This window comes from Streptomyces spongiicola, assembly GCF_003122365.1.
In the GTDB taxonomy this organism is placed as follows: Bacteria; Actinomycetota; Actinomycetes; order Streptomycetales; family Streptomycetaceae; genus Streptomyces; species Streptomyces spongiicola.
The window spans coordinates 2,356,940-2,372,777 of sequence record NZ_CP029254.1; the positions used below are offsets into that span (position 1 = coordinate 2,356,940).

Genomic DNA, 15,838 nt, shown 5'->3' on the forward strand with positions numbered 1-15,838 from the left:
GATCGCCCCGATCGATATTCACCGGTGAACCAGGGCAAGGCGGGCGGCCGGAGCAAGATCCTCAGCAGACTCCTCAGGGCGTGGCCCTCAGCCGCTCCCCGTCACCCGGACCCGGCGGCGGCGGAGGGCCTCCCAGCCGCCCGGCCCCCGCCCCGGGGGCCGGGCGGGCACCGGCGAAACGGGTGATCACGGGTCCGGCGACGGCGAGCAGCAGGACGTAGGCGGCCACCAGGGCGCCGAGCCTGTCCTGCCGCACGCCGACCAGACCGATCATGACGATGGAGAACTCGCCGCGCGCGATGAGCGCGGTGCCGGCCCGCAGTCGGCCGCGGGGCCCCGCACCCTCCCGCCTCGCCGCGTACCAGCCGGTCACCACCTTGGTCAGCGCGGTGACCGCCGCCAGCAGCAGGGCGGCGGGAAGCACCGGCAGCAGCGCCCGGGGGCTGATGGCCAGTCCGATGGCGAGGAAGAAGACGGCGGCGAACAGGTCCCGCAGCGGGCTCAGCACCTGGCGCGCCCGCTCGGCCGCCTCACCGGTGAGCGACAGCCCGACGAGGAAGGCGCCGACGGCCGCGGAGACATGGACGGCCTCGGCGAGTGCCGCGACGACCAGCGTCACACCGAGCACCCGGAGCAGCAGCTGCTCCGGGTCCGGGCGCAGATGCAGCAGCGCACGCCCGAGACGGTGGCCCCACCAGTACGACACGGTGAACGCGGCGACCACCGCGCCCAGCGCCAGCAGCACGCCCAGCAGGGCCTGGCGCCAGGTGCCCCCGGCGGCGACGACGGAGAGCAGCGGGAGGAACCCCGCCATCGCGAAGTCCTCCAGCACCAGCACCGACAGCACGGCAGGGGTCTCCCGGTTGCCCAGCCGGCGCAGATCGCCCAGCAGCCGGGCGACGATACCCGAGGAGGAGATGTACGTCACCCCGGCGAGGGCGAGAATCCCACTCCCGTCCAGCCCCAGCAGCCATCCGGCAACGGCCCCGGGGGTCGCGTTCAGTACCAGGTCCACCACCGCGCTGGGCAGATGGCGGCGCAGGCTGACGGCGAACTCCGGCACCGTGAACTCGAGGCCCAGCACCAGCAGCAGGAGCACCACCCCGATTCCCGCCCCGGTCTCCACGAAGGGGCCGGCGGCGGGGACCGGGGCGATGCCCCCTTCGCCCAGCGCCAGCCCCGCCAGGAGGTACAGCGGGATCGGCGAGAGCGCGAAGCGCCGGGCCAGCGCCCCGAGCACGCTCAGCGCGGCGAGGATGGCGCCCAGCTCCAGCATCAGGGCGACCGAGACGTTCACGGCTCAGCCCTGGATGATCTGTTCCACCGCGGAGATCCCGTCGCGGGTCCCGATCACCACCAGCACGTCCCCGGCCCGCAGCAGTTCCCCCGGTCCCGGGGAGGGGATCACGTCCTCGCCGCGCACGACCGCCACGATCGACGCCCCGGTTCGGGTCCGGGCCCTGGTCTCCCCCAGCGGACGGCCGGCGAACGGCCCGGCCGCCCGCACCTCGACCTGCCCGGCACCGAGTCCGGGCACCTCCTTGGTGAGGTCGGCGAACCGCTCGGCGATGCGCGGCGCGCCCAGGATCTCGGCGAGGGTGTCGGCCTCCTCGCCGGTGAGCCGGCACATGACGCGCGCCTCGTCCGGATCCGCGCCCTCGTAGACCATCAGCTCGAAGTCGCCCGACCGGCGGGCGACGACGCACATCCTGTCCCCTTCGCGGTTGGCGAACTCGTAGCGCATCCCCACCCCGGGCAGCAGCACCTCGTTGACGTCCATGCAGCCATCATCACGTCACACGCAAACCCGGACGCCCCTACACGAAGAAGGCATACGGGGGTTTCACCGGCAGCCGACAGCCGGCAGGCGGAGGACGGGGCCGTGTCGGTCCGCCCTTGGACGGCGGACGGACGCAGCGATGCGACCGGCCGGGCGGCGGGGGCCTCCGGCCGGTCGCACGGCCGTGCGCCGACGACGACGGCGGCTCGACGACGGCGACGGCGACGGCTCGACGGGCGCCCGCGGACCGTCCCGCCCTGCCCGCCCGCCGGGGCGGCGCACCGGCAGCGCCCCGCGGCACCGGCGGACCGGGGACCGGGACGGCACCGGTGGGCCCGGGACCGGGACGGCCCCCGCTGGCGCCGTCAGCGCGCCATCTCCTCCTTGAGCGCGAGGACGAAGGCGTCCACGTCGTCCTCGGCCGTGTCGAACGAGCACATCCAGCGCACGTCCCCGGCCGCCTCGTCCCAGAAGTAGAAGCGGAAACGCTTCTGCAACCGGCGGCTCACCTCCTGCGGCAGCCGGGCGAAGACCGCGTTCGCCTGGACGGGGTAGAGGATCTCCACCCCGTCCACCGCCCGGACGCCCTCGGCGAGCCGCCGGGCCATCTCGTTGGCGTGCCGGGCGTTGCGCAGCCACAGGTCCTTGGCCAGCAGCGCCTCCAGCTGCACGGAGACGAAGCGCATCTTGGAGGCGAGCTGCATCGACATCTTGCGCAGATGCTTCATATGGCTGACCGCGTCGGGGTTGAGCACCACGACCGCCTCGCCGAACATCATGCCGTTCTTGGTACCGCCGTAGGAGATGACGTCCACGCCGACGGCGTTGGTGAACGCCCGCATCGGCACGTCCAGAGACGCCGCCGCGTTGGCTATCCGCGCGCCGTCGAGGTGGACCCTCATCCCGAGACCGTGGGCGTGCTCGACGATCGCGCGGACCTCGTCCACCGTGTAGACCGTGCCCAGCTCGGTGTTCTGGGTGATCGAGACGACCTGCGGCATGGCGCGGTGCTCGTCCTCCCAGCCCCAGGCCTGCCGGTCGATCAGCTCGGGGGTGAGCTTGCCGTCCGGGGTCGGCACGGTCAGCAGCTTCAGCCCGGCCATCCGCTCCGGGGCGCCGCCCTCGTCCACGTTGATGTGCGCGCTCTCGGCGCAGACGACCGCGCCCCACCGGTCGGTGAGGGCCTGCAGGGCGGTGACGTTGGCGCCGGTGCCGTTGAAGACGGGGAACGCCTCGGCGCCGGAGCCGAAGTGGCTGTGCATGATCCGCTGGAGGTGGTCCGTGTACGCGTCCTCCCCGTAGGCGACCTGGTGGCCGCCGTTGGCCAGGGCGAGGGCGGCCAGGACCTCCGGATGGGCGCCCGCGTAGTTGTCGCTGGCGAAACCCCGGACGCCGGGGTCGTGGTGCCGTCGGGCGTCGGTCCTCGTCGGGATCACGGCTCGGGGGTCAGCCACAGGCGCTGTCCATTCACTTCCGGGGCGGGCCGGTCCCAGACTCCGGCGATGGCCTCGGCCAGTTGCCTGACGTCCGTGAAGCCCGCGAACTTGGCGTTCGGGCGCTCGGCGCGCATCGCGTCGTGCACGAGCGCCTTGATGACCAGGATGGCAGCCGCGGTACGCGGGCCGTCCTCCCCCCCGGCCTTCCTGAACGAGTCCGCGAGCGCCAGGGTCCAGGCCTCCGCCGCCGCCTTGGCCGCCGCGTAGGCGGCGTTGCCCTCGGTGGGCTTCGCCGCCCCGGACTGGCTGACCAGCACGAAGCGGCCCCTGTCGCTGCGCTTGAGTGCCTCGTGGAACGCGAGGGAGGTGTTCTGCACCGTGCGGATCAGCAGCTTCTCGAGCAGCTGCCAGTCGCCGAGGTCCGTCTCACCGAAGGTGGCGCAGCCGCGCCAGCCGCCGACCAGGTGGACCAGGCCGTCGACACGGCCGAACTCCTTCTCGGTCTGGGCGGCCCACTCGCGGGTGGCGGACGGGTCGAGCAGGTCGACGGTGTCGCCGGTGACGGTCGCCCCGCCGTGCGCGTAGCGGGCCTCGTCGACCGCCTGGGCGAGCCGCTCGGTGTCCGCGTCCGAGGCCACGACGATCGCGCCCGCCTCGGCGAGGCGGAGCAGGGTGGCGCGGCCGGCCGGGCCGGCCGCGCCGGCAACCGCGATGACCGTACCGTCGAGGGCTCCGTTGCCGTTCACATTCATCGTGCTGGTCTCCTCCGTACGAGAGCTCACGCGGCGACTCGCTCGGCGGACCGGGCCGTGATGCCCTGGGTGGAAGTAGTTCGCTCGCCCGCTTCAGATTTCACTACATCCTCCTGGGAATCATCGATCACGCCGGAAATCTTCATGGGAGGCAGAGTGTAGCCAGTAGGAGCTTTGGCCCCGTCGTATGGGTCCATCATCGCAAGAGCCTCGGCATACATCCCCTCCGTGAACCAGCGGCGACCGAGGCGGTAGAGGAAGCCCCAGCCCTTCCCGCCCATGCGCTCATGCGCTCATGCGCTCATGCGCTCATGGTGGTCGTAGTCGTGCCACCCCTTGATCTCGCGCAGCTTCTCCAGCAGCATCTCGAAGCATGGCCGGTCCTCCGGCTTGGGCTGGCGCCCTCCTGCCAGGATGCCCTCGACCCGCGCCCACTGCTCGTCGGAGACGGTGAGGGGGATCTTGATCCCGTTCTCGCGGTGCCACTCAAGCATCGGGTCCTTGGTCCCACCCTTCTGGCCGGACGTACTCTCGCCGACGATCTCGACCCGGACCCGGAGAAGTTCGAGCAGGCGCTTCTTGTCGATCTTGTCGAGGTCGTAGACGTTCGTGCCGATCCGATCGACCAGCGTGCGCATACTCTCCGCCCGCTCCTCCTTGTGCTCGGCCTCCTCCAGCCACTCGGCAATGCGCTCCTGCTCCTCGCGCAGCTCCTTCTCCTTGGAGGCGATCTCCTCCTTCAGCTCGACGATCAGCTTCTGGTCCTCCTCGTCGTCCTCGTCGAGCGAGGCGACCAGCATGGCGATCTTCTTGCGTCGGGTGTTGCGGAGTTTGTTCAGCTTCTCGTCGATCTCCTGCATCCGGTTCCGGTAGGACTCCGCGCGCTCGGGGATGGTGCCCAGCCACTCGTCTACCAATCCCTTGATCGAGTCGGGGTCGGCCAGCTTCTTGGCCACCTCGTCCCAGACCACCCTCTCCGTGTCTTCGCCGGGGATCTGCTTGCAGGTGTGCCCCTCGGCGAGGGTGGCCTGGTTCGAGCACAGGAGGGGGCGACCGACCTGGTCGCCCCCTTCCGCCGCTCATGACATGGGTGGCGCACCCCCGCCCCCATCCCGGAACGGGAACAGCATGATCACGGCGACTCCGAGGGCCGCCGTACCCCCAAGTGCAGCGGCCCCACTCTGGACGCAGTCGACCAGCGGCTCACCGAGGGCCGCAAGCACGACACCCCAGCACACGCCCACGAAGGCCGCGAAAAGAACGCAGAACCCGAGCGCGAGGAGCCTCTTGAAATTGGCGCCCACCGAACTTCCTTCCCCTACTTGGGGGGTGACCGGTTGAGCGCAGGCAGCAGTCTCGACCAGCCACCTACATTAGTAGATGACGTCCCGGCCGAGGCCATCCATCGCTCGGCAGGGTGGTCGAGTTCTGCTGGACCAGCCCGCAGTACAGCACAACTCAAGGTTGTGAGTGGCTACTTCCGAACCTGGGAGTAGGTGACTGCCTGGGGTCCGACCGTCGGGCTGTGCGTCCGGACCCGCCCCCGACACCGAGTGTCGGGGGGCTTTCAACTTCACCCCAAGCCTACGCACAAGCACCCCTTGATCACAAACAGCAAGCCCCCTGGCCAACTGGCCGGGGGGCTTTGCGTTTTGGCGAAGAATGTCAGCACACTGGGCGCAGAGGACTGCTCGGGTGGTCGAGCCACGGGGTGTGCTCGCCGGTTTCACCGTCGACAGTCAGGCCGAACCGCCCGAACTCCGGCCTGCCCATGTTGTCCCAGTGAAGGTAGGCGACGGCCACCTCGTCCCACAGGTCGCGCGGGCCGGACTGGTACACCTCGAACTCGTCCCGGCCCGGCTCGTAGTCGACCGTGGCCCAGGAGGTGACGGCGGCATCCCTCAGCCACAGCGTGTAGGTGCCGTCGTCGTAGTACTCCGCCCACGGGAACATGCCCTGGGTCTGGAGGCCGATCGCGAACATCGGCAGCCAATCCCCCACCTCCTCCGGCGAGATCGTCGTCATGGACTTCTCGCCGTCGGCCGGCCAGGGCTTCCCGCCCAGGTAGTCGCGCACGTGCCGGCGCTTCTGGCGTTGCTGACGCAGCCGCATGAATGCCGACGAGCCCACGAAGTGCCCGACCGCCGAGCCGTCGCGCTGCACGGTCAGTTGCACCACGCCTTCGCCGCCGTAGGTGGTGGCGTACGGCGCGACGATGATCCCGCCCGTGCGCACCTGACCAATCACGCGGTGCGGAACCTCGGTCAGCGCGGCCGTCACCAAGACGCGGTCGTACGGCGCCCCCTCGCGATGCCCCTCGAAGCCATCGCCCACGATCAGCGTCGGGTGGTAGCCAGCCGACTCGATGCGCTCGCGCGCCGACTTCGCGTTCTCCTCGTCGACCTCGACGGAAACGACGTTGCCCGGACCGACCCGCTCAGACAGGAGCGCAGCGTTCCAGCCTGTACCCGTGCCGATCTCCAGGACGCGGCTGGTCTCCTGGACGTCGAGAGCGTCGAGCATCGAGAACACCATGGATGGCTGCGAGTTCGAGCACGTCGGCGTCCTCCCCTTGCCGGTACCCGAGTGCTGGCCATCGTCCCACTGGGTGGTCAGAGACACGTCCGAGTAGACCGCACTGAACCACGCCTCCGGGTCCTCGTTGCGGTCGATCGCCTCGCCCTGGCCCGCGCCCGTGCCCTTGGCCCGGCCCGGCCACATCAGGTCGGGCACGAACAGCTCACGCGGCACTGCGGCGAAGGTCGGCAGCCAGTCCGAAGTCAGCGCGCCCGACTCCTTGAGCCGGGAGGCCAGCCCGTGAAGGCCGGCCTCCCTCAGTTCGTGCTCAGTCACCGGCTGGAGCCGCCGTTCGTGTCGCTGTGGCCCGAGTCGTCGCCCTCACTGCCTCCGCCGCCGTGCTTGTTGCCGGAGTCGCTGTCGTCCTCGCCGCCGCGCACGATCCAGGGGCGCTCGTCACGCATGTGACACTCCTTGTTTCCGAAGGTGTGGTGCTCTGCACTTGCTGACCCACCTCAACGAGGCGGGGGTTGGGCGGCCTCACCCAGGCGCCACGGGGGAACGATGCCCGGATGAGGCCAGTCTCAGGGATTCGCCATCACGTACGCACCGGCAAGGACATGCCCGACCGAAGCGGCGACCATGAAGGCCAGGAGGGGGCCGACGTACCGGCTCAGGGCGGGGACGACGTGGCGCCTCAGTAATCGCCGCATCACGCCTGCATCCACGTGCACCACGGCCGCGTGATGATCTCGCGGAAGCTGTGGTGCGACGGGTTCTTCCCGCAGTGCGCCAGGACCCAGTCCTGGGGCGCGTTGGGGTCCTCGCTGGCCGGGGAGGTCTCCCCGTCCACTGCGCACTGCATCGCGTACGTCGTCGTCTCAGCATCCGGCTCTCGGTCCGGCTCCAGGTGCCACGTTCTGTGCTCAACGACGGAACTGGGACTGCTCACTTGACCTGCCCCCGCCTCGACTCATGGTTCTGTATGGCCAGGCGGGCGCTCAGCTCCTCGCGGGCGGACAAGCGGCGCACCTTGAATGCATCCCACTCGCGCCCGCCCGACAGCGGCCGAAGCTGTACTCGGTCCGGCCCCTCGTGCCCCATCACGACACCCGCGTTACCGGTCGCGATGTCCATCGCGAGGGTGCCGACCGGGAGCATTCTCGGGGGAACGGCCTTCGTCTCTTGCGTCTCCGTCCTGGCCATGACCCGAAACTACGAGGCGTGGTCGACCAGGGCCAGGCAGTGACCTTGATAGTTACCCGACGGCCCGTCAAGAACTACCAGTATGCTTGGTAGTTACCCAGAAATGCCCAGGTGGGCGGCCGTCTCACGCATGTCCTGAGTCAGGGTCCGCTTCCGGCTGCCCAGGATCTCCCGCATGACCCGCCGCGCCATCGTCTGATGCTTCAGCCACTCCGGAGACGACGCCTTGATGCCCGTCAGCTCATCCATGGCGTCCTGGTGCGACCCGAGCTTGACGTGAGCCCTGGCAACGTCCAGGCGGTGCCTGTCCCAGTTGTTCGGGCTCGGCCGGCCGAGCTTCTTCAGCGCCTTGCTGCCCACGGGGCCTTCGTCGGCCCGCCCGAGCACCCCGCGCGCATCCCCGACCAGCGACAGATCCTCAATCGCCTTGGTCTCGGCCGTCACGGGCCCGAACGTGCCCCAGTGCTCACGGAAGTCCATGTGCTCCCGCCCGAGCGCGCTCGCGGCCGTCGTCGCCATGCGCCGGGCCTCCTTGGCAACGTCCGGGCGGTTGTTGCGGATCGAGGCAGACGCCACGCGCTGAAGCAGCTCCCCCCAGACGGCGAGCTGGGCGGGGGTGGCCTTGGACATGCGCGGCTCGACGTCGTCTGCCGTACGGACGGCGAGTTGCTCCGCCTCGTCGAACCGGTCCTGCCGCAGGAGCAGCCAGCCCATCCCCACGACGCCGTTCGTCGCGAGCTGCACCACCCCGACGTCCCGCGCTTCCTGGATGCCGCGCGAGAGGGCGTGGTACGCCATGTCGTAGCGCCTGACCTGGGTCAGGTACTTGCCGGCCAGCAGGAGGGCCCTGGCGCGCACGATCTTGGCGCGCTGCTCGTCCTCGCCGTCGTCGCTCGTCGCCACCGCGACCTCGGCGGCACGCAGGATGCCGGGCAGCTTCTTCGCGACGCTGTCGTAGCGGTCTGTGCGGTAGAGGGCATGCTGGTCGTCGATGTCTCGCTGAATCGCGGACAGGGCGACCGGCTCGCTCGGCTCCACGAGGATCTCGGACAGGCCGACGGGCGGCATGAGCGCGCGGCGCAGCTCCATGAGCCTGGGGCCCTCGCTGGAGTCCACCTCGATGGGTGACGGCACTTCGGTGGCGAAGAGGCTCGACGTCGTAGTGTCCAGCGCAGCCGCAAGGGTGTGCAGCATCTCGACCGAGGCGTTCCCGCCCTGCTCGACGGTGCGGACCGTGCCCAGCGAGGCCCCAGCAGCCTCGGCAAGCTGCTCTTGCGTCCAGCCCTTCAGGCGACGGTAGTTCTTGACGCTCTCTCCGAGCGACGACATCGAATCACCTCGCATCCAGCGTACGCGCTCGCTTATGTAGGGAGGGTTCCTCCGGGGAGGTGCGGGTGAACATGCAGAAGCCCCCGCCTTGCGACGGGGGCCAGTTGAGCTGCGGTCAGGACTTCGCAGTGCTGCCGATCTCGAACTCGAAACCTGAAGCGTCCCCGCGAATTCCCTTGGTGGAGGCGATCACGCCCTTCAGCTTCTTGGAGAGCGCCTCAAAGAACATGCTGAGCGGAAACTCGTCGGGAAGCACGTCGTCCACGAGCTTGCGGGGCGGCCGGCTCAGGTCCAGGGCGTCGGGGCCCTTGGCCCAGCGGGAGCCCGGGTGCGGGGCGAGGTAGGCCGAGACCAGCTCGTAGGCCTTGAACCAGTGGACGAGCTTCGGGCGGTCGATGCCGTCGCGGTACAGCTTCTCGATCTCGGCGCAGAGCTGGTTGGTGACCCGCGGCGCACGCTCCCAGTCGATCCTCAGCGTGTTGTCCGTCCAGCGCACGACGTCGTGCTTGTGGAGGTAGGCGAAGAGCAGCTGGCCGCCGAGCCCGTCGTAGTTGCGCACCCGGTCGCCGGTGACGGGGAAGCGGAACATCCGGTCGAACAGCACCGCGTACTGGACGTCACGGCCGTGCGGGTTGCCCTCGGCCTCCAGGTTCACGGCCTCCTTGAAGGCGGTGAGGTCGCAGCGCAGCTCCTCCAGGCCGTACATCCAGAACGGCTGGCGCTGCTTGATCATGAAGGGGTCGAACGGCAGGTCGCCGTGGCTGTGGGTGCGGTCGTGGATCATGTCCCACAGGACGAAGGCCTTCTCGCAGCGCTCCTGGTCGTGGACCATGGAGGCGGCGTCCTCGGGGAGGTCGATGGAGAGGATGTCCACCGCGGCCTCGGTGACCCGGCGGAAGCGGGCGGCCTCACGGTCGCAGAAGATGCCGCCCCAGCTGAACCGCTCGGGGGCCTCGCGCACGGCTATGGTCTCCGGGAACAGCACGGCCGAGTTGGTGTCGTAGCCGGCGGTGAAGTCCTCGAAGGTGATCCCGCAGAAGAGCGGGTTGTCGTAGCGGGTCGCCTCCAGCTCCGCCAGCCAGTCGGGCCAGACCATGCGCAGGACCACGGCCTCGAGGTTGCGGTCCGGGTTGCCGTTCTGCGTGTACATGGGGAAGACCACCAGGTGCTGCAGGCCGTCCACCCGGTCGGCGGCGGGCTGGAAGGCCAGCAGCGAGTCGAGGAAGTCCGGCACGGCGAAGCCGCCGTCGGCCCACTTGCGGAGATCGGCGACGAGCGCACGGTGGTACGCGGCGTCGTGCGGAAGCAGCGGGGAGAGTTCCTCCACGGCGGCGGTCACACGCTCGACGGCGTACTCGGCGGCGGCGGGCACCGGGGCGCCCTCAGCGTCGAAGTCGATGGAGCCGTCCTTGGACTGCCAGGGCCTGATCTCCTCGACGGCGTCCCTGAGCTTCCGCCACGCAGGATGCTCGACCACCGCCGTGGCCGTCGCCGCGTCCGCCGCAGCGTTCTGCACAAGAGTTTCCGTCATGTCACTTCCTCCACGGGAGAACCTCGCGTCAAGACACCGTATCTATGCCCGGTTCTCCCGCACAAGGGGAACCTTGGGAAATTATCCTGCCCCACCTCATGGTCACCGCAAATTTTTCTGTGACCTAGGCCATACGGAACGATGGCTGCGGCGATCCGGGGAGGAGCGCCCCGGGACCGCGGCCGCCCCGGCAGGCACCGCCGGCACCGTCAAGACCCGGAGGACTCGCCCACGCCCGAGTGAGCCGGCGACGGGCCGCGGGGCCGGAAGACCGCCTTCCCCCAAGCCCCGGACCTTATGCACGACCGGTTACGGCCGTGTCGGAGACCACTAGGCTGCGGCCGTGCCGCGCGGCGCCGGCAGCCACCACACGGGCCGCGCGGGGCGGCTGCCGGCGCCGCGCGGGAGCCGCGAACGAGAACGGCCCGAGCCCGACACATCGACGGAAGCGAGAAGATCTTGAGTTTCCTCACCATCGGTCATCGCGGGGTCATGGGTGTCGAACCGGAGAACACCCTGCGTTCCTTCGTCCGGGCGGAGCGGGCGGGGATGGACGCGATCGAACTGGATCTCCATCTCAGCAAGGACGGCGCGCTGGTCGTCATGCACGACGCCGATGTGGACCGCACGACCGACGGCACCGGGCCGATCGCCGAGAAGACCCTCGAGGAGCTGCGGGAGCTGGACGCCGGCCAGGGCGAGCGCATCCCGGTCTTCGAGGAGGTGCTGGACGCGGTGTGCCTGCCGCTCCAGGTCGAGATCAAGGACGCGGCCGCGGCGCGGGTGCTCGCGGACGTCGTGGTCAAGCGCGAGCTGGTGGACCGGATCGAGGTCACGTCGTTCCAGGACGACGCCGTGAGGGAGATCAACGCACTGGTGCCAGGAGTGCGCACGGCTCTCGTCGCCAGCCGCTGGGGCAGTGACATCGTCGAGCGCGCCCAGGCCGTCGGCGCTCCCGCGCTGGCGCTCAACATCCGCCGGCTGACCCTGGAGACCGTGGAGCACGCCCACGGCGAGGGCCTCAGAGTCATCGGGTGGGTCGTCAACACACAGGACCATCTGCGGCTGGTGCGCGCCCTCGAACTCGACGGCGCCACCACCGACTTCCCCGAGATCCGGCGCACCGGCCGCTTCACGGCCTGACGGCGGGCGCCCCGGGACCCGCCCGCGGGCCCGCGGGCCCGGGCCCGGGCCCGGCCACCGGCTCGGCGGGCAGGCGGGCAGGCGGGCAGGCGGGCAGGCGGGCAGGCCAGGATCCCGGCCTGGAGGTCAGCGGCCCGGCACCGGGGCCTCCAGGTCCTTCACCAGCAGTTCGAACCGCAGATCGTCCCGGCGCGGAAGCCCGAAGCGCTCGTCGCCGTACGGGAACGGTGTCATCCGTCCCGTACGGCGGTACCCGCGCCGCCCGTACCACGCGATCAGCTCCTCGCGCACCGAGATCACCGTCATGTGCATCTCCGTGACGCCCCAGTCCTCCCGCACGACGCGCTCGGCCTCGGCGAGCACCCGCCGCCCGAGCCCCCCGCCCTGGAGTCCCGGGCGCACGGCGAACATCCCGAAGTACGCCGCTTCTCCGCGGTGTTCGAGCTGGCAGCAGGCCACGAGCTCGTCCCCGCGCCGCACCGCGAGGAGCCTGCTCCCGGAAGTCGCGATCACCTGGCGCACGCCCTCCGCGTCGGTGCGCTGCCCGTCCAGGAAGTCCGCCTCGGTGGTCCAGCCGGCCCGGCTGGAGTCCCCGCGGTAGGCCGACTCGATCAGGTCGACCAGGGCGGGCACGTCGGAAGGGGTCGCGTCGCGGTAGGACAGCTGCACCGGGTCCCGGGGCGGGGCGGTCTCCATGGGGCGGGTCTCCGTTCTGCTCTTCGCCGTCCGCCGGCGGGCTCTCCGCACGGTCCGGCAGTGGCGCGGCGGACGCACGCGGCGGCGGTCGGGCGGGGTCGGCCGCGGGCGGGCCGTCCGCGGCCGACCCTAGCGCGACGCTCCGGCGGTCTACCGTGGTGGCCATGATGCACGTGCTGAGCAGCCGCGTCCTGCTGCGGCCGACCGATCCCGAACGGTCCAGGCGGTTCTACGAGGACGTCCTGGGCCTCCAGATCTACCGCGAGTTCGGTACCGGGCCCGACCGCGGCACGGTCTACTTCCTCGGCGGCGGCTTCCTGGAGATCTCCGGACGGTCCGGCACCCCGCCGGCCCCCGGCCTCTCGCTGTGGCTCCAGGTGTCGGACGCCAAGGCGGCCTACGGCCATGTGCTGGCGCACGGAGCCGTCGTCGACAGACCGCCGCGGCGCGAGCCCTGGGGGCTCGTCGAGATGTGGCTGACCGACCCGGACGGGGTGCGGATCGCGGTGGTGGAGGTGCCCGAGGACCACCCGCTGCGCCACCGGCCCTGACCCAAGCCACCGGCCCTGATCCGGGGCCGGCCGTGATCCGGGCCACCGGGCCTGATCCGGGGCCGGGCCTGACCCAAGCCACCGGCCCTGATCCGGGGCCGGGCCTGATCCGGGCCACCGGGTCTGATCCGGGCCACCGGGCCGTGCGCACCGCCGGTGCCACCCCGCCGGTCCGCGGCGCGCCGTGGCGTACGTCACTTGCCGGGTGAAGGCGTACCCGTGGGTAGCGCGGCGCTCATACCCTGGTGCCCATGTTGGTCTCCCTCGCGCTGCTGTCGCTCGGCGCACTGGCCGCCGTCGTCGCACCGCGGCTGATGTCGAGGGCCGAGTGGCCGGAGCGCGAGCCGGTGGTGGCCCTGTGGGTGTGGCAGTGCGTGGTCGCGGCGGTGCTGCTGAGCTTCGGGCTCTCCATGACCATCAGCGCGGCGGCCGCCTGGCAGGCGGTGCGGGGCCCGGTCTTCGCGCCCGCGCCGAGTGCCGTCGTCGAGGCGTACGCGCTGGGTGCGGGCGGTCCGTGGTCCGCCGTGCTGGCCGTCGTGCTGGCCTGCGCGGGGCTGTGGAGCGGCGCGATGCTCACCCGGGAGATCCACCGGGCGCACGCGCGGCGCAAGCGGCGCAGGGCGGAACTCCTCGTACGCGCGCCCCTGTTGCCCGGGGAGGACCCGGGTCACGATCCGGTGGTGGTGCTGGAGGGCGAGCGGCCCGACGCGTGGTGGCTGCCCGGGGCCGCACCCCAGCTGGTCGTCACCACGGCCGCCCTCCGGCGCCTGAAGGGCCGTCAGCTCGACGCGGTGCTCGCCCATGAGCAGGGCCACGCCAAAGCCCGCCACGACTGGCTGCTGCACTGCTCGGCGGCGCTCGCCAACGGTTTCCCCCAGGTCCCGGTCTTCGCCGCGTTCCGCGACGAGATGCACCGGCTGGTCGAACTCGCCGCCGACGACGTCGCCTCGCGCCGGTTCGGCCGGCTCACGATCGCCCTGGCGCTGGTCGAACTCAACGAACACCGCGGAGCCTTCGGGCCCCGCCCCGCCCCCGACGCCCAGCTCCACCACCGGGTCAACCGGCTGCTCGCCCCGGTGCCCCGGCTCACGGCGGGCAGGCGGCTGCGGCTGACCGCGGCCGCGGCCCTGGTGCCCGTCGTACCGCTGCTGGTGGCATTCGTGCCGGGTCTGAGCGCTTTGGCGTAACCGCCGAGGGGGATCGGGGGCAGGATCCTGCCCATGCGTCCCCCCACCCCCACGCGCATCCCGCACCGCCTCTCGCCGGAGTCGCGGATTCCGGTCCCCTGGGCGCGCGCCGCCTCGCTGACCGCCCTGTGCGCCGTGCTCCTGCTGGTGGCCGTGTCCGTCGGCTGGGCCCCGCTGCTGTCGGTCGACCGTTCGATCGCGACCGCGCTGCACGGGTCCGCGCGGGCCGATCCGGGGTTCACCCAGGTGAACCGGGTCCTCAGCGACTGGGTGTGGGACCCCTGGACGATGCGCGCCCTGGTGGTCTCGGCGGTCGTCGTCCTGCTGCGGCGGGGCGAGAGCCTGGCGGCCCTGTGGGTCGCGGCGGCGAGCCTGCTGGGCTCGGCCGTACAGCAGGCCCTCAAGGCCCTGGTGGGGCGGCCGCGCCCGGTCTGGGCGGACCCCGTGGACTCCGCCCACTACGCCGCCTTCCCGTCCGGCCACGCGATGACGGCTGCCGTGACCTGCGGGCTGCTCCTGTGGCTGCTGGCACGCGTCGGGACCGGGACGGGACCGCGTCGGACGGCGGCCCTGCTGGCGGTGGTCTCGGTGCTGGGCGTGGGCTTCACCAGGCTCTACCTGGGTCTGCACTGGTTCTCGGACGTCCTCGCCGGCTGGCTGCTCGGGGCCTGCCTGGTGGCTGTGGCGGCCGGCTCGTACGAGCGGCTGGCAGCGCACCGGGGGCCCTGGCACCCCGAGGGGAACGTGCGCCCTTGAACCAGGCCCCCGGCCCCGGGAGGATCGCCGCATGGCGATCAAAGGCGTGCTCTTCGACTTCTCGGGAACGCTCTTCCGGATCGAGTCCGTCACGGACTGGCTGCGAGCCGCCCTCGACGAGACGGGCGTCTCCGTCGGCGAGGACGCGTTCGAGCGCTACGCCCGCGAGCTGGACGCGGCCGGGGCGCTGCCCGGCGGCTCCGTACCCGAGCTGATCCCGGAGGCGCTGGCCGATCTGTGGTGGACGCGCGATCAGGACGGCCGGCGGCACCGGGACGCCTATGTGGGCCTCGCCCGCCGTGTGGCGCTGCCGGACCCCCGGCTCTACGACGCCCTCTACGAGCGGCACAAGGCCCCCTCCGCATGGCGGCCGTACCCGGACGCCGCGGAGGTGCTCGGCGAGCTGCGGCGGCTCGGCACCGGCGTGGCGGTGGTCAGCAACATCGGCTGGGACCCGCGGCCGGTGTTCCGGGCGCACGGGCTGGACGGGTATGTGGACGCGTACGTGCTGTCCTACCGCCACGGGGTGCAGAAACCGGACGCGCGGCTGTTCCGGGCGGGCTGCGAGGCGCTGGGGCAGGAGCCCCGGGACGTGCTCATGGTCGGCGACGACCGGCGCGCGGACGGCGGGGCGGCCCGGCTGGGCTGCGCGGTGCACTTCGTGGACCATCTGCCGGTCGAGGAGCGGCCCGCGGGGCTTCGTCCGGTGCTCGGACTCGTGGCGGCCTGAAGCCGGACGGCCGGGGCGGCGTGCCGGCGGTCGGCCCGGACAGGGGAGCTGGGACCGCGGAGCCGGGCAGGGGAACTGGGGCCGCTGAGCCGGGCAGGGGAGCTGGGACCGAAGAGCCGGCCAGCCGGCGCGGAAGCCGCGCCCCGGGCACATGTGATCCGGGGCGCGCCCCGGGCGGAACGGGACGGGCCGGGCGATCCCCCGCGTCGCCCGGTCCGTCCGGT

General features: G+C 71.5%; 18 protein-coding genes. 5 read left to right on the forward strand and 13 right to left on the reverse strand.

Going from position 1 to position 15,838, the window contains the following annotated elements; translation table 11 throughout:
• Positions 1–73: 73 nt before the first annotated feature.
• The 12 genes from DDQ41_RS10155 to DDQ41_RS10210 all read right to left on the reverse strand — a co-directional run bounded on the left by DDQ41_RS10155 (position 74) and on the right by DDQ41_RS10210 (position 10,551).
• Positions 74–1,297 carry a cation:proton antiporter gene (locus DDQ41_RS10155; RefSeq protein WP_245990766.1) on the reverse strand — a complete coding sequence of 408 codons (1,224 nt, stop codon included), beginning with the start codon at positions 1,295–1,297 and terminating at the stop codon, positions 74–76.
• 3 nt (positions 1,298–1,300) lie between these two features.
• Positions 1,301–1,780, reverse strand: coding sequence for a cation:proton antiporter regulatory subunit (locus DDQ41_RS10160; protein WP_109294204.1), 480 nt, complete (start codon positions 1,778–1,780; stop codon positions 1,301–1,303).
• Positions 1,781–2,145: 365 nt separating this feature from the next.
• Entirely contained in the window at positions 2,146–3,216 is a 1,071-nt protein-coding gene (locus DDQ41_RS10165; RefSeq protein ID WP_109297656.1) for a threonine aldolase family protein, read from the reverse strand.
• Positions 3,213–3,968 (reverse strand): SDR family NAD(P)-dependent oxidoreductase, encoded by a 756-nt coding sequence (locus DDQ41_RS10170; protein WP_109294205.1) that lies wholly within the window; start codon positions 3,966–3,968, stop codon positions 3,213–3,215. Before DDQ41_RS10170 ends, DDQ41_RS10165 begins: the two co-directional genes overlap by 4 nt.
• Positions 3,969–4,261: 293 nt before the next feature.
• Entirely contained in the window at positions 4,262–4,939 is a 678-nt protein-coding gene (locus tag DDQ41_RS10180) for a hypothetical protein (protein WP_109294207.1), read from the reverse strand.
• 694 nt (positions 4,940–5,633) lie between these two features.
• Entirely contained in the window at positions 5,634–6,821 is a 1,188-nt protein-coding gene (locus DDQ41_RS10190; RefSeq protein WP_167450247.1) for a methyltransferase domain-containing protein, read from the reverse strand.
• Positions 6,818–6,949, reverse strand: a complete 132-nt coding sequence (locus DDQ41_RS32345; protein ID WP_262508416.1) for a hypothetical protein — start codon at positions 6,947–6,949, stop codon at positions 6,818–6,820. Before DDQ41_RS32345 ends, DDQ41_RS10190 begins: the two co-directional genes overlap by 4 nt.
• Before the next feature lie 120 nt (positions 6,950–7,069).
• The gene (locus tag DDQ41_RS32350; RefSeq protein ID WP_262508417.1) at positions 7,070–7,201 is read right to left on the reverse strand and encodes a hypothetical protein; all 132 of its coding nucleotides are present in this window, start codon (positions 7,199–7,201) and stop codon (positions 7,070–7,072) included.
• A complete protein-coding gene (locus DDQ41_RS10195) occupies positions 7,198–7,437 on the reverse strand; it encodes a DUF7848 domain-containing protein (RefSeq protein ID WP_109294209.1) in 240 nt (79 codons plus the stop codon). Before DDQ41_RS10195 ends, DDQ41_RS32350 begins: the two co-directional genes overlap by 4 nt.
• Positions 7,434–7,691, reverse strand: a complete 258-nt coding sequence (locus tag DDQ41_RS10200; protein WP_109294210.1) for a hypothetical protein — start codon at positions 7,689–7,691, stop codon at positions 7,434–7,436. Before DDQ41_RS10200 ends, DDQ41_RS10195 begins: the two co-directional genes overlap by 4 nt.
• Positions 7,692–7,784: 93 nt before the next feature.
• Entirely contained in the window at positions 7,785–9,020 is a 1,236-nt protein-coding gene (locus tag DDQ41_RS10205) for a helix-turn-helix domain-containing protein (RefSeq protein ID WP_109294211.1), read from the reverse strand.
• A gap of 115 nt (positions 9,021–9,135) precedes the next feature.
• A complete protein-coding gene (locus DDQ41_RS10210) occupies positions 9,136–10,551 on the reverse strand; it encodes a DUF6421 family protein (RefSeq protein WP_109294212.1) in 1,416 nt (471 codons plus the stop codon).
• A 459-nt stretch (positions 10,552–11,010) separates the two neighbouring features.
• Between DDQ41_RS10210 and DDQ41_RS10215 the strand changes: the two genes are divergently transcribed.
• Positions 11,011–11,694: a glycerophosphodiester phosphodiesterase gene (locus DDQ41_RS10215; protein ID WP_109294213.1), complete on the forward strand. Its 684-nt coding sequence runs from the start codon at positions 11,011–11,013 to the stop codon at positions 11,692–11,694.
• A gap of 126 nt (positions 11,695–11,820) precedes the next feature.
• Here the strand turns inward: DDQ41_RS10215 and DDQ41_RS10220 are convergent, their stop codons facing one another.
• A complete protein-coding gene (locus DDQ41_RS10220; RefSeq protein ID WP_109294214.1) occupies positions 11,821–12,390 on the reverse strand; it encodes a GNAT family N-acetyltransferase in 570 nt (189 codons plus the stop codon).
• Positions 12,391–12,554: 164 nt separating this feature from the next.
• Here DDQ41_RS10220 and DDQ41_RS10225 point away from each other — a divergent pair, with 164 nt between their 5' ends.
• From DDQ41_RS10225 to DDQ41_RS10240, 4 genes are all read left to right on the forward strand, one after another.
• On the forward strand, positions 12,555–12,941 hold the full coding sequence (locus DDQ41_RS10225) for a VOC family protein (RefSeq protein WP_109294215.1): 387 nt from the start codon (positions 12,555–12,557) through the stop codon (positions 12,939–12,941).
• A 251-nt stretch (positions 12,942–13,192) separates the two neighbouring features.
• A complete protein-coding gene (locus tag DDQ41_RS10230; protein ID WP_109294216.1) occupies positions 13,193–14,128 on the forward strand; it encodes a M56 family metallopeptidase in 936 nt (311 codons plus the stop codon).
• Between the two features lie 33 nt (positions 14,129–14,161).
• The gene (locus DDQ41_RS10235; protein WP_109294217.1) at positions 14,162–14,884 is read left to right on the forward strand and encodes a phosphatase PAP2 family protein; all 723 of its coding nucleotides are present in this window, start codon (positions 14,162–14,164) and stop codon (positions 14,882–14,884) included.
• 31 nt (positions 14,885–14,915) lie between these two features.
• Positions 14,916–15,614 (forward strand): HAD family hydrolase, encoded by a 699-nt coding sequence (locus DDQ41_RS10240; protein ID WP_109294218.1) that lies wholly within the window; start codon positions 14,916–14,918, stop codon positions 15,612–15,614.
• Positions 15,615–15,838 lie beyond the last annotated feature (224 nt).

Coding starts and splice junctions, on each gene's coding strand:
- DDQ41_RS10160 (WP_109294204.1), bottom strand. CDS start 1,780: ATGGACGTCAACGAGGTGCTGCTGCCCGGGGTGGGGATGCGCTACGAG.
- DDQ41_RS10170 (WP_109294205.1), bottom strand. CDS start 3,968: ATGAATGTGAACGGCAACGGAGCCCTCGACGGTACGGTCATCGCGGTT.
- DDQ41_RS32345 (WP_262508416.1), bottom strand. CDS start 6,949: ATGCGTGACGAGCGCCCCTGGATCGTGCGCGGCGGCGAGGACGACAGC.
- DDQ41_RS10200 (WP_109294210.1), bottom strand. CDS start 7,691: ATGGCCAGGACGGAGACGCAAGAGACGAAGGCCGTTCCCCCGAGAATG.
- DDQ41_RS10205 (WP_109294211.1), bottom strand. CDS start 9,020: ATGTCGTCGCTCGGAGAGAGCGTCAAGAACTACCGTCGCCTGAAGGGC.
- DDQ41_RS10210 (WP_109294212.1), bottom strand. CDS start 10,551: ATGACGGAAACTCTTGTGCAGAACGCTGCGGCGGACGCGGCGACGGCC.
- DDQ41_RS10220 (WP_109294214.1), bottom strand. CDS start 12,390: ATGGAGACCGCCCCGCCCCGGGACCCGGTGCAGCTGTCCTACCGCGAC.
- DDQ41_RS10225 (WP_109294215.1), top strand. CDS start 12,555: ATGATGCACGTGCTGAGCAGCCGCGTCCTGCTGCGGCCGACCGATCCC.
- DDQ41_RS10230 (WP_109294216.1), top strand. CDS start 13,193: ATGTTGGTCTCCCTCGCGCTGCTGTCGCTCGGCGCACTGGCCGCCGTC.
- DDQ41_RS10235 (WP_109294217.1), top strand. CDS start 14,162: ATGCGTCCCCCCACCCCCACGCGCATCCCGCACCGCCTCTCGCCGGAG.
- DDQ41_RS10240 (WP_109294218.1), top strand. CDS start 14,916: ATGGCGATCAAAGGCGTGCTCTTCGACTTCTCGGGAACGCTCTTCCGG.